Annotated in this window: 9 protein-coding genes; 8 read left to right on the plus strand and 1 reads right to left on the minus strand. The window is 59.6% G+C overall.

Annotated elements, in window-relative coordinates; genetic code table 11:
- Positions 1-74: 74 nt before the first annotated feature.
- From N902_RS0106920 to N902_RS0106955, 8 genes are all read left to right on the plus strand, one after another.
- Entirely contained in the window at positions 75-521 is a 447-nt protein-coding gene (locus N902_RS0106920; protein ID WP_161635161.1) for a DUF1850 domain-containing protein, read from the plus strand.
- The gene (locus tag N902_RS0106925; protein WP_027370345.1) at positions 514-2,517 is read left to right on the plus strand and encodes a TRAP transporter permease; all 2,004 of its coding nucleotides are present in this window, start codon (positions 514-516) and stop codon (positions 2,515-2,517) included. The genes N902_RS0106920 and N902_RS0106925 overlap by 8 nt, the downstream gene beginning before the upstream one ends.
- A 40-nt stretch (positions 2,518-2,557) precedes the next feature.
- Positions 2,558-3,919, plus strand: a complete 1,362-nt coding sequence (locus tag N902_RS16840) for an aspartate aminotransferase family protein (RefSeq protein WP_034622095.1) — start codon at positions 2,558-2,560, stop codon at positions 3,917-3,919.
- A gap of 47 nt (positions 3,920-3,966) precedes the next feature.
- Entirely contained in the window at positions 3,967-4,788 is an 822-nt protein-coding gene (locus tag N902_RS0106935; RefSeq protein WP_027370346.1) for a beta-keto acid cleavage family enzyme, read from the plus strand.
- A 27-nt stretch (positions 4,789-4,815) separates the two neighbouring features.
- Positions 4,816-5,577: an alpha/beta fold hydrolase gene (locus N902_RS0106940; RefSeq protein ID WP_027370347.1), complete on the plus strand. Its 762-nt coding sequence runs from the start codon at positions 4,816-4,818 to the stop codon at positions 5,575-5,577.
- Positions 5,578-5,666: 89 nt separating this feature from the next.
- On the plus strand, positions 5,667-7,619 hold the full coding sequence (locus N902_RS0106945; protein WP_027370348.1) for an acetoacetate--CoA ligase: 1,953 nt from the start codon (positions 5,667-5,669) through the stop codon (positions 7,617-7,619).
- A 131-nt stretch (positions 7,620-7,750) separates the two neighbouring features.
- Positions 7,751-8,191 (plus strand): flavodoxin domain-containing protein, encoded by a 441-nt coding sequence (locus N902_RS0106950; protein ID WP_027370349.1) that lies wholly within the window; start codon positions 7,751-7,753, stop codon positions 8,189-8,191.
- 974 nt (positions 8,192-9,165) lie between these two features.
- On the plus strand, positions 9,166-9,792 hold the full coding sequence (locus N902_RS0106955) for a class I SAM-dependent DNA methyltransferase (protein ID WP_027370350.1): 627 nt from the start codon (positions 9,166-9,168) through the stop codon (positions 9,790-9,792).
- Between the two features lie 107 nt (positions 9,793-9,899).
- Here the strand turns inward: N902_RS0106955 and N902_RS18675 are convergent, their stop codons facing one another.
- The gene (locus N902_RS18675; protein WP_051564400.1) at positions 9,900-12,494 is read right to left on the minus strand and encodes a sensor domain-containing diguanylate cyclase/phosphohydrolase; all 2,595 of its coding nucleotides are present in this window, start codon (positions 12,492-12,494) and stop codon (positions 9,900-9,902) included.
- Between the last annotated feature and the right edge of the window lie 410 nt (positions 12,495-12,904).

Here is a 12,904-nt window from a genome sequence, read left to right on the forward strand (position 1 = left end):
ATGAGAGGATGTTTTCCATGCTGTGGACGGCATGTCGAAGGAGAGCACCGGTCTTAGTGTGCCTGGTGGTCTGTGTGTACGGAACTCTACTTCCCGGTTCAGCTGCCGGCCAGGAGTTCCGGCTGGAACTGGTCCACCGCGGTCAGAACACGATCCTGGCCTCCTACCCCATGCAGCCGGACCAGGAATTCGTCCTGCACTACATCCATTCATCCGACCACACCCCGGTTGCGGCCAGATTCAAGGCCACAGCCCAGGGGGGCATCGTGCTGGTGGAAGAACGGTTTGCCTGGTATGGGGCAGGCTTGGCCTTTCATGCCCAAAGCGACATAGACACCTCCCGGGAATGGACTGCGGTCCGCATGCATCGGGACATGGATCCCTTCTTTCTCCGGGTGGGCCGGGTGGCGGATCACGCCCTGCACATAGGCAATCGATCCATTGCCCTCCGCGATCTCGCACCCGGGGGAACCAGTCTGTGGATACGGCTCAGACCAAGAGGAGAACCCAGACATGAGTGAAGAGCACAGTCAGAGCCCCCTGCAGCCTGCGTCCGATCCGCAAAGCGCCGGCAACGGCTCCCCGGATAAGATCAACCAGGTGCTCTCGGTCTTTGAAAAATCCCGAAACTTTACCGGCCTCTCCGGTCTGGTCCTGACCATGGTGGCCATCGCCGCCTCGGTCTATCACCTGTACTACGCCTATTTTCATCCATATTTCGCTCTGGACCATCGGGCACTGCACTGGTTCTTCATGTCCATGATCATCTTTGCCCGCTACCCGTTTTCCAGAAGGATCTCTCCCCAAGGCAGACTGTCCGTATTTGATTGGCTGTTCATGGCCATCTCCTGCGGGATCTGTCTGTGGATATTTTTCAATTCCACGGAAATCATGCGTCGGGCCGGGATCTATCCCCTGCTGGACGTGGTTCTGGCCTCCGCCCTGGTCCTCCTGGTCCTGGAGGCGGCCAGGCGGGCCACAGGCATGGCGGTCACCTCCATCGCCGCCGTCTTTCTCTTCTATGTCCTGTTTGGACCGCATCTGCCCGCCATCCTGGCCCACAAGGGATACGGGGTCGACCGCCTGTCCACCTATCTGTCCCTGTCCACTGACGGCATCTTCGGCGTCCCCATCGGGGTCTCGGCCAACTTCATCCTCTTGTTTATCCTCTACGGGGCCCTGCTCCGCAAGACCGGGGCCGGACAGTTCTTCACCGACATCGCCTTCGCCCTCACCGGATGGGCCCGGGGAGGGCCGGCCAAGGCGGCCGTGGCCTCCAGTACCTTCTTCGGCATGATCTCCGGCAGCTCGGTGGCCAACACCGTAACCACCGGATCCTTCACCATCCCCCTGATGAAGCGGACCGGCTATTCAGGTGAGTTCGCCGCCGGGGTTGAGGCCTGCTCCTCGACCATGGGCCAGATCATGCCCCCGATCATGGGAGCCGCCGCCTTCATCATGGCCGAGTTCTTGTCCATCCCCTACTACAAGGTATGCATAGCCGCCCTGATACCAGCCTTCCTGGCCTTCGCCGCCACCTTTCTCCAGGTCCATTTCCGGGCCACGGCCCTGGGTCTGTCCGGCATCCCCAGATCCGAACTGCCCACGGTGCGGGGGGCACTGTCCCGGGGATGGCACCATATCTTCTCCATCGTCCTTCTGGTCTACTTTCTGATGCACAACTACTCTCCGGAACGGGCGGTGTTCTGGGCCATTGTCGCAACCGTGGTTTCCTCCTTGATCATGTGCGTGGTGCGCAGGGAATCTCTCAAGGAATTCGGACTGTCCGTCCTGGCCGGGCTCAAGGAAGGGGCCCTGGGCACGGCCGAGGTCGCGGCCGCCTGCGCCGCGGCCGGAATTATCATCGGCTCCATCACCATGTCCGGCCTGGGCATCCGTTTCTCCTCCCTGGTTGTGGACGCCTCCATGGGCTATCTGGCCCTGGCCCTGCCCTTCACCATGCTGGCCTGCATCTTTTTGGGCATGGGCGTGCCCACCACCGCCCAGTACGTGATCATCTCCTCCCTGGTGGCCCCGGCCCTGTCGCAGATGGGAGTGGTGCCCATAGCCGCCCATCTCTTTGTCCTCTACTTCGGGACCAGGGCGGACATTACCCCTCCGGTGGCCCTGGCCGCCTATGCCGGCTCCGGAGTGGCCGGATCAGACCCGATGAAGACCGGGGTCCGGGCCTTTCAGCTGGGAATCGCCGGGTTCATCATCCCCTTTATGTTTGTGTACGCCCCGGAGCTTCTACTCATCGGCCATCCGCTGAAGATCATCCTGGCCTGCCTGACCGCCTTCCTGGGCATCTACTGCCTGGCCGCCGGAGTTCAGGCCTGCATGCTGGTACCGTCCACCTGGTACGAGACACTCATGCTCCTGATCGTGGCCCTGTTGATGATCAAGCCCGGACTGGCCACCGACAGCATCGGCATCCCCCTGTTCATTCTGGTCCTGGCTCTCCAGTTAAGCCGCAGAAGGAAACAGGAACCGGCCCTGTCTCCGACCGGCTCTTGATCCGTTTACCCAACCTCAACCCCGGAAGACGAGGAAGACTATGTGCAGCCATCACGATCCCAATGACCATGTCTTTTACCGCAACCCGACCAAATACTATCCACAGGCGGACCGCGGAGAAGGCATCTATATCATCGATACCCAGGGCAAGCGGTACATTGACGGGTGTGGCGGCGCGGTGGTGGTCTCCATCGGCCACGGGTCGCACAAGGTCAGGGAGGCCATGCTGGAACAGGCCGACAAGGTGGCCTTCACCCACGGTTCCCAGTTCACCACCAGGGCAGCCAGGGAGCTTGCGGCCAGACTGGCGGGCATGGCCCCGGAGGGCCTGAACCGGGTCTACTTCCTCTCCGGCGGATCAGAGGCCATTGAAACCTCAATCAAGATGGCCAGGCAGTACCAGGTGGACCGGGGGCGGGGGGGCAAATACAAGGTCATTTCCAGGTGGTCCAGCTACCACGGCAACACCCTGGGCGCCTTGGCCCTGAGCGGACATACCGGCCGGCGCAAGTACTATCAACCCCTTATCCAGCATACCCCGCACATCGGCCCGGCCTACTGCTACCGCTGTCCGTTCGGACGCACCCCGGACGCCTGTGGTTTGGAATGCGCCGAGGAGCTGGAAAAGGCCATCCTGTATGAAGGCCCGGACTCGGTCTCGGCCTTTATCGCCGAACCGGTGGTCGGAGCCACAGCCGGGGCGGTGGTCCCCCGGGACGGCTACTTCCAGCGGGTCCGGGAAATCTGCGATGCATACGACGTCCTGCTCATTGTGGACGAGGTCATGACCGGAGTCGGACGCACCGGCCGCAACTTCGGGATCGATCACTGGGGGGTCGCCCCGGATCTGTTGGTCTGCGCCAAGGGGCTGGCCAGCGGCTACACCCCGCTGTTCTGCGTTATCGCCTCGGAAGAGATCCACAGGACCATCCAGGAAGGCAGCGGAGCCTTCGTCCATGGGCACACCTACAGCCAGAACCCCCTGTCCTGCGCCATTGGCCTGGCGGTTCTGGACACCATCCAGGAGGAGGGGCTCATCCAGCGCTCCGCAGAGATGGGACAGGTCCTCCTGGATGCCTTGCAGGGCCTGTCCTCCCACCCTATTGTCGGCGACATTCGAGGCCTCGGGCTGTTCGCCGGGGTGGAGTTCGTCCGGGACAAACAGACCAAGGCCCCTTTTGCCCCGGGGCAGAAGATACACGCCCGGATCACCGAGCGGGCCTTTGCCCACGAGCTCATCGTCTATCCGGGGTCCGGAGGAGCGGACGGGGTACACGGGGATCATATCCTGCTGGCCCCGCCCTTTATCATCACCCGGGATCAGATTGCAGAGATGGTGGACATCCTGGACCGGGTGATCGGTGAGATCAGCGCCGAACTGCAGGAGGAAGGAGCTCTCTGAGTCAAGATCACCCATCCAAAGCGGCAGACCGCGAGAGGAAGGAGCATATGTCCAAGATCATTATCACCGCCGCCTTGACCGGCAGCCGGATCATGAGGGACAAGGCACCGTATATACCGATCACGGCCGAGGAGATCACCCGGTCGGCTGTTGAGGCCTGGAAGGCGGGAGCGGCCGTGGCCCACATCCATGTCCGGGACCCGGAGACCGGCCTGGGAACCCAGGATTTGGACCAATACAAACGGGTCGTCGAGCCCCTGCGGGAACAGACCGACCTGGTCCTTTGCCTGACAACCAGCGGCATCCCGGGCCGCAATCTGCCCATTGATGAGCGGCTGGCCCCTTTACAGCTGCGTCCGGAACTGGCCTCCTTCGACGCGGGATCCATCAATCTGGGCAGCGGGGTCTTTGCCAACCCCATAGACTTCCTGCAGGAAGCGGCCGTTAGAATGCGGGAATACCAGGTCAAGCCGGAGCTGGAAGTCTTTGACCTGGGCATGATCATGACCTGCAAAAAGCTGCGTCAGGATGGATTTCTCCACGACCCCTTGCATTTTCAGTTCGTCCTGGGCACTCCATGGGGAGCACCGGCCACTGCCAAGGCCTATCTCCATTTCCTGGACCATCTGCCAGACCAGGCCACCTGGTCCACCATCGGCATCGGCCGCGGTTCACTGCCCATGACCACCCTGTCCATGATCACCGGCGGGCACATCCGGGTGGGCATGGAAGACAACCTCTACCTCCGCCGGGGGGTGCTGGCCGGCTCCAACGCCGATCTGGTCGCCCAGGTCCGGGCAATCGTCGAGGCCTACGGCAACCAAGCGGCAAGCCCGGATGAAGCCAGGGAAATGCTGGGGATCCGCTAACCCGCAGCCCGTCCATGAGGAGATTGTATGCCCACATGTCAGGTTCGGGGTCGCACGCTTTATTACCAGACCTCCTCATCTGTTTCGGATGGGAAAACCCCCGTGCTCTTTATCCATGGCTCGGGAGGATCAGCCCACATCTGGTCCAATCAGCTCGCCTTTGAGGTACCCGGCTATGTGCACACGGCGCTCGATCTCCCGGGACATGCCCGCTCCCAGGGAAGCGGAGCCCAGTCTGTTGCCGACTATGCCTCCTGGGTCCGGGACTTTGTCCTCAGCATGGGGTTTTCCTCCTGTGTACTGGCTGGTCACTCTCTGGGCGGGGCTGTGGCCATGATGGCCGCCCTGAGCTTTCCTGAGCTCTTCACAGGCGTGATCCTGGTCGGCACCGGAGCCAAGCTCCGGGTCGCTCCAAAGGTCCTGAGCAGGGCCCGTCAGGGGGCATCTTTTGCCGACTATGCCTACGCCCCGGGCACTTCCCCCGCAATCAAGCAAAAAGCGGAAAAGGAGTTCGCCCTGACCGCCCCAGAGGTCCGCTATGGGGATTTTGTGGCCTGCGACCGATTCGATATCCTGGACAGGATGGAGGATATTGCCCTTCCGGCATTGATCGTGTGCGGTGAACAGGACCGGCTGACCCCGGTGAAGTACGCCCAATACCTGCATGAGCATATCCCCGAATCCAGACTGGAGGTTATTCCCCGGGCCGGGCACATGGTCATGTGGGAGCAGCCTGAGGCCTGCAACCGCTGTCTGCAGGACTTCTTGCAGACCCTTGCCCAAAAGTAAGCATCAGGCGTGCAGCGGCCCGATCGCCGTGGCCCGGCGTTGAACAAGGAGACATTACCCGAGGTCCAACCCGTTATGAGGAGGTACGTATGACCAAAAAGCTCTGGGAACCAAGCCCGGAACGGATCAAACAGACCCAGATGTACAGGTTCATGACCAAAGTCAACACTGAATATGGTCAGTCTTTTTCCTCCTATCCAGAGCTCTACGCGTGGTCTGTGCAGAACATTCCCCAGTTTTGGGCCAGCCTATGGGATTTTCTGGATATCCAGGCCTCTGAGCCCGCCACCCAGGTCATCGACGACGTGACCAAAATGCCCGGAGCCACATGGTTTTCCGGAGCCAAGCTCAACTTCGCCCAGAACCTGCTCCGCTACCGGGACGAACACACCGCAATCATCTTTCAAAGCGAAGGCTCGGAACCTGTACAGCTGAGCTACGCCCAGCTCTATGCCCGTGTGGCCCAGGTAGCCAAAGCCCTCAAAGACATGGGGGTCCAGCCTGAAGACCGGGTGGTGGGTTTTATGCCCAATATGCCGGAAACAGTGATCGCCATGCTGGCCGCCACCAGCCTGGGGGCCATATGGTCCTCCTGTTCCCCGGACTTTGGCATCAAGGGGGTCCTGGACCGCTTTGGCCAAATCCAGCCCAAGGTCTTGTTCGCCGCGGACGGGTACGTGTTCAAGGGCAAAAACATCGATCGCCTGGAGCGGGTGGCCGGGATAATGGAAGAGCTCCCCTCGGTGCAGCAGGTGGTGGTGGTTCCCTTTCTGCAGGACCGGCCGGACATCAGCACCATACCCAGGGCGGTTCTGCTCCAGGACTTTGTGGACCACCGGGCCGAAGAGATCGAGTTCAGGCAGCTGCCTTTTGATCACCCCCTGTACATTATGTATTCCTCCGGAACCACCGGGCTGCCCAAATGCATGGTCCAGGGCGCGGGCGGGGTCCTGCTCCAGCAGAGGAAGGAGCATGTCCTGCACACGGATATTACCCGCGACGACGTCTTGTTCTACTTCACAACCTGCGGCTGGATGATGTGGAACTGGCTGGTCAGCGGACTGGCCAGCGGCTGCACCATCGTGCTCTATGACGGCCATCCCTTCAGCCCGGACCCCGGAGTCTTGTGCAAGATGGCCCAGGACACCGGGATCACCGCCTTCGGGACCAGCGCCGGATACCTGACCGCCCTGGAAAAGACCGGACTGCGCCCCGGGGAAAGCTACGATCTGACCCCTTTGCGCACCCTGATGTCCACCGGATCCCCACTGCCCATCGAAGGCTTCGACTTCGTCTATCAGGCCATCAAGGCCGATCTGCAGCTGGCCTCCATTTCCGGAGGCACAGACCTCAACGGCTGCTTCTTCCTGGGCAATCCCATGGGCCCGGTCTATGCCGGGGAGCTGCAATGCCGGGGCCTGGGGATGAAGGTGGAAGCGTATGATCCAGAGGGGAATCCGGTCTTCAACCAGAAGGGAGAGCTGGTCTGCACCGCCCCCTTTCCGTCCATGCCCCTGTATTTCTGGGACGATGAAGACGGGAGCAAGTACCATGACGCCTACTTTGACGTCTATCCCGGAGTGTGGCGGCACGGAGATTTCATCGAGATCAACGACCGGGGAGGGGTGATCATCTATGGCCGCTCAGACGCCACCCTCAACCCCGGCGGCGTGCGCATCGGAACTGCCGAGATCTATCGCCAGGTGGAGCAGCTGGAGGAGATCGCCGACTCCGTGGTTATCGGCCAGCCCTGGAAGGACGATGTCCGAGTGGTCCTGTTCGTCAAGCTCAAGCCCGGGTATGAGCTGACAGACCAGCTCAAGCAGCGCATCCGGACCACCCTGAAGGAGAACGCCTCCCCGCGGCATGTGCCGGCCAAAATCATCGAGGTCCCGGACATTCCCTACACCCTGAACATGAAAAAGGTGGAAGTGGCGGTGCGCAAGGCCATCCTGGGCCAGCCGATAACCAACAAGGATGCCTTGAGCAATCCGGAAGTCCTGGACTTCTATGCCAACCTTTCGGAAGTCAATGCTGACTGAATTGATAATCATTCCCATTGACAACCTAAAGTGGAGCACGTAACCTGAATTGAAATGGAGCGTTCTTCGCGGCGGTTCCCTGCCAGATGAGGGCCACGCCGCACAACCCGAACAACCAAGGAGATACGAGCATGAAGGCACTCATCGCGTACGTCAGCCGCACGGGGAATACCCAGACCATGGCCGAATATATTGCCGAAGGCCTGCGCATGACCGGCAACCAGGCCGACCTGAAAAAGGTTGCCGAGATCAAAAAGCCACAGGACATCCAGGGCTACGACGCCTATATCTTTGGGTGCCCCACCTATCACCGGGACATGACCCAGAGCATGAAGCAGTTTCTGTTCCTGGCCAAGGAAGCCGGACTGGAAGGAAAGATCGGCGGGGCCTTTGGATCCTATACCCATTCCGGGGACGCCGCTCAAATCATTTTTGACACCATGGAAAATGTCTACGGCATGAATATGACCGACCTGGGACACTTTTTGATCACCGAAAAGGTGGTCGGCACCGAGGAGGGAACCAAGGCCTGCCAGGACTACGGCCGGGCCATTGGGGAAAAATTGGGCTAGTGCCCTCTCCTGCCTCAAATGAGGGCAAAGAGGTGGTTACTTTTTGCGCGCTGCACTGAAGCCGCGCGGAATAATTTTCCAATTGCTTTATACACAGGTCCCGCCTATGGCGAGACTACAAATTATAGCTCCCACGCTCTGCGTGGGAGCCTTCCTGACCGCTCCCGCGGTCTCTTTCTGGACGCCGGAGCGTCCAAAAGAGTTCCCACGCAGAGCGTGGGAACGATAAAAAGCGATAAACAAGAAATCAATGAGCTACAGCAAAATGTCGCTGTAGTGTTATTCGTTAATAGTTATCAGGATCCGATTGGGTAGCCACTCCCAGGCGGTATCGGTATCGGTATCGAAATCGTTTGTATGCTTCGTTAGCGTAAGCGTGCCCGTCAGGGCATGTGGGTTTGTAGTAAAATGCCGTGTGCAGCTATTACGTAGGCCGCCCTTGCCCGAAACCGCTGTCCATTTATTCTAGAAGACAGACCTGCCCGGCACTCACTTGGAGGCTAGACTTATGTACTTTGCAGGGACGTGACAAACTGCAAGTGAGTGCCGGGCGGTCTGCCATAAGACCTCAACATTTTTAACTTTTTGTTTCTGTTTGCGATCAAGACGAGCTTCTTGAGGCCGGCCCCGGCTCTGAAAACGCTCCCACCGGCTTCCCTCCAGCCGCACTTCCCTGACTGCCGCCTCGAATCCCTCGTTTCAGGAGGCAGAGTGCAGTTTGCACCCCTGCCTCATGCGCATTTGATCTTTGGATCTTTTTTTGCTATGTATGAAATCTGTTCCGGTTCAGAGAAGGAATAGCTTGCCCCGTATCATCATGGATCGTCACCCGCAATTTCGACCCCGCTGACCTGCATCCAACGTCCTCTTCCTGAGCATACGCAGGCTCATCTGCATTCCCGGCCGGGAATGTCCGTTTCTACAAGCATTTCCGTCTCTGTTCCATAGCTCATGTCAAACAAGGAGGTTTTCCTATGAGTGTGGACAAAGCAGTTTTGGATAAAGTCTACAATGCCACTGACCATGAAGAGCTCATGCACGCGTATCGCGATTGGGCCCCGGATTATGACCAGAACACGGTTCAGGACTTCGGATACGTCGGATACCGGATCTGCGCGGAGCTCTTTGCCCGGCATCTCGGCGGGGACACTTCCCTGCACATCCTGGATGCCGGTTGCGGTACAGGCCTTGTGGGCCAGGAGCTGTACTCCCTGGGCTATATCAACGTGGAAGGGCTGGACTACTCTGATGAGATGCTTTATGAGGCCGGGCGGAAAGGGGTCTATACCCGCAGGATCAACGCCGATCTGAGCCAGCCCCTGGACATGACAGACAACACCTACGACGGAGTGGTCTGCGCCGGGACGTTCACCTATGCCCATGTCACGGCCGAGGCCTTTTCCGAACTGATCAGGATCACCAAGCCGGGCGGCATCATCTGCTTCACCATTCGGGAAGGGTCATACGAAGACTACGGTTACCGGGAGGAGATGGTCCGCCTGGAGCATGACGGGGCCTGGGAGCTCTTGGAGATGCGGGACGAAGAGTATTACAAGGACAAGGTCTGGGCCAAGATGTGCGTCTACAAGGTACGTGCCTGACGCCCTTTGGCCCGGCACCAGCTGACGGCACCGGCCCCTCCGGGCGAAACACCGCGCAGTGATTCGCCGGGCCGGATGCCGAAATCACGACTGGTCCCGGGAAATCCCTATCCCCGGGAGATTTCCCCTGTCCTCATCATGTCCATAAAGGCATGGACCAATGCCGGATCGAAATGGGTCCCGGCCCCTTGGGCCAGCTCTTCCAGGGCCTGGTCCACGGGCATGGCTTTCCGGTACGGCCGATCATTGGTCATGGCGTCGAAGGAATCGACAACAGCCAGGATGCGGCATTCAATTGGGATATCCTCGCCTGCCAGGCCCAATGGATAGCCCGTCCCGTCCCACCGTTCGTGGTGCTTGAGGATCAAGTCCGCGATCCCGGCCAGATCCTTGGTCGCCAAGGCGATCCGGTAGCCTTTCTCCGGATGCTGGCGCATGATCTTCCATTCCTCCTCGGTCAATGGCCCCGGTTTGAACAGGATATGGTCCGGGATGCCCACCTTGCCCAGATCATGCATCTGGGCCAGCAGGTTCAGGTCCGAGAGCTGGGTGGAGGACAGACCCGATTTCCGGCCAAGCTCCCGGCACAGGTCCTCCAGCCTGTGCACATGGCCGCTGGTCACAAAGTCCCTTTCCTCCAGGGCGGCCATCAAGGCGGTCATGATCTGGCTCTGGGTATTGGTGTTCCGATTGAGCTTGTCCCGGTACATGAGATCATCGGCCTGCTTGTAGACCTGGCTCAGGGCCTGCTCCCGGTCCTGGGCGCAGGCCAGGCCGATGGACAGGCCGAGGGGAACCGTGGGTTGCCATGTCTGATTGTACTCCCCAACCGCCTCTTGAATCCGGTCGATGATCCTGTCTCCGGCCTCCCGGCTCGTGGTGGGCAGCAGGGCCACAAACTCATCCCCTCCCACTCGGGCCACAATGTCGGATGCGCGGAACGAGCCCTGGATTACCTCGGCGCAGGACTTGAGATGCCTGTCTCCGTACTCATGCCCCAGGGAGTCGTTGACCAGCTTCAGCCCGTCCAGGTCCATGCAGATGATGGTGATCGGATACTCTCTGCTTTGTTCCAGACGCTGCAGCTCTGCCTCCAGAAAGGCCCGGTTGTGCAGACCGGTCAGTTGATCGTGGAAGCTGAGGTATTGCAGCTCCTGCTCATATTGCTTCTGCTCCGTTATGTCCGTCCCGCTGCAGACCACATACTCGACTTCACCCTGCTCATTCAGCTTCGGGGTCTTGACGATGGCCAGCAGCCTGCGTTCGCCGTGGGCATTGTACAGCCATTCTTCAGCTGTATACGGCCTTCGGGTGGCGTAGACCTCCAGGTTGCTCCGCCGGCAGACCTCTGTTTCCTCCGGGCTCAAAACCCGGTCTATGGGCTGAAACTCCATCACCGTCTTGTCCAGACCGACAAAATCGGCATGGGCCTGATTCACGGCCCCATAGGTGGCTTCGTCCGGCAGATACCACAGCTGCGTGGGGATGCAGTCCAGGAGGACCGATTTCTCCTCATTCTTTTGGCGCAGGGCCTCCTCCGCCTGTTTATGGGTGGTTATATCCCGGACATACTCGACGATGTACTTCGGCTGGCCGGTCGCATCAAACAGGGGCTGGGCGTAGATCTCCGCCGTTCCACCGGCTGATCCCTGATGATCAAAAGCCATTGTCTTCATCTCCATCCGGTGTGTCTCCAGGGCCCGGGTCGCAGGACAGCAGGAACACAGCTCAGCCCGGTCATGGAACACCTGATAACAGGTCTTCCCCTCCAATGGCCGTTTGAGGTGATACCATTCCTCCATCGTTTGGTTGACCTTTATGATCCGAAAATCGCGGTCCAGCACACAGACCCCGTCCTGAATGGTATCCAGAACCGTATCCAAGAACCGGTAGTTCTCTTCCAACTCCCGTACGACCTTTTTCCGCTCCGTCTCGTCCTGAATCATGGACAGCATCAGCTCCTGCCCGTCCAGGACGATCTTCTCCGCGGACCACAGGGCTTCCACCATCCGCCCCTGCTTGGTCCGAAACACAATCGGCTGGTCCTTGAAATATCCCCGGGACTGCATTGTGCCCACGATCCGGTCCCGTTCACCTGGATCGCCCCATATGCCCACCTCTTTGGAGTTCCGGCCGATCATCTCCTCCCTGTCCCAGCCGAGCATCTCCACCCACCGATCATTGACGTCCACAAACCTGCCGGTCTGGATCTCGGAAATCACCTGGGGCGCCGGGCTGGAACGAAACGCCTTGAAAAACCGTTCCTCGCTGGAGCGCAGCGCATCTTCGGCCAGTTTCCGCCTGCTGATATCAATAGCGATACCCTGATAGCAGACCCGGCCCTGGTCATCCTGAACCGCCCGGACATTCTCCGCCACCCAGAGCACGGAGCCGTCAGGCCTGCAGAGCCTGTATTCATAGTCGACAACATACCCGCACAGCTCCAGCCGGCGCTTGAACCTTTCCCTTTCCTCCGGCCCGGCGTAGATCTGGGAGGCTATGTCTGTTACCGACTCGATCAATTCTCGGGGAGAGCTGTAGCCGCACATCTCGGCCCAGGCCGGATTCGCGGAAACGAACCGGCCTTCGGGGGTGGAGCGGAAGATACCGACCGGGGCATTCCAGAACATCTCCTGAAACTCCTCGAAGCTCCGGGCAAACGGATATACGGTGGTGCTCTTCCCAGACCATGACGACTGCATACAAGACTCCAGATCCCGCGGTATCACCGAGGACAATCAGTTCGTTTCATTTTGTATTCTTCCCTGCTGCCTCAGCAGTCCGGCAGTATTTGTACAGGGGGCCTTTCCAGCGAGGTGCTGAAGGCCTCCTGATCCCGACGTGTTTGATAATTTTGGCTCTTCGACACAGAAAGTGGAATTGCCTCCATAAGAGTTTGCCGTCTCTTCTGTGTGCCGTGAGCGGCAGGCCCGCACATTTTCTTGGTCCCGCCAAAAGGGGGAAACCCGGCACTCACGTGTATGATACGCTCAGTCCATCTGAAAACAATGTCCATCATGTGAGTGCCTGGAGGGGGCAGGGATCCCCCTTTGGCGGGGCTTAGAAAATACCGGGCCGAAAGTGGGCACACAGAAGAGATGGCAAACTCCAA

The sequence above is a fragment of the Desulfovermiculus halophilus DSM 18834 genome (assembly GCF_000620765.1).
GTDB lineage: Bacteria > Desulfobacterota > Desulfovibrionia > Desulfovibrionales > Desulfothermaceae > Desulfovermiculus > Desulfovermiculus halophilus.

Bases quoted from the DNA above. Each gene is read 5' to 3' on its own strand.
- N902_RS18675 (WP_051564400.1), bottom strand. From the start codon at position 12,494: ATGCAGTCGTCATGGTCTGGGAAGAGCACCACCGTATATCCGTTTGCC.
- N902_RS0106925 (WP_027370345.1), top strand. From the start codon at position 514: ATGAGTGAAGAGCACAGTCAGAGCCCCCTGCAGCCTGCGTCCGATCCG.
- N902_RS0106955 (WP_027370350.1), top strand. From the start codon at position 9,166: ATGAGTGTGGACAAAGCAGTTTTGGATAAAGTCTACAATGCCACTGAC.
- N902_RS0106945 (WP_027370348.1), top strand. From the start codon at position 5,667: ATGACCAAAAAGCTCTGGGAACCAAGCCCGGAACGGATCAAACAGACC.
- N902_RS0106940 (WP_027370347.1), top strand. From the start codon at position 4,816: ATGCCCACATGTCAGGTTCGGGGTCGCACGCTTTATTACCAGACCTCC.
- N902_RS0106950 (WP_027370349.1), top strand. From the start codon at position 7,751: ATGAAGGCACTCATCGCGTACGTCAGCCGCACGGGGAATACCCAGACC.
- N902_RS0106935 (WP_027370346.1), top strand. From the start codon at position 3,967: ATGTCCAAGATCATTATCACCGCCGCCTTGACCGGCAGCCGGATCATG.
- N902_RS16840 (WP_034622095.1), top strand. From the start codon at position 2,558: ATGTGCAGCCATCACGATCCCAATGACCATGTCTTTTACCGCAACCCG.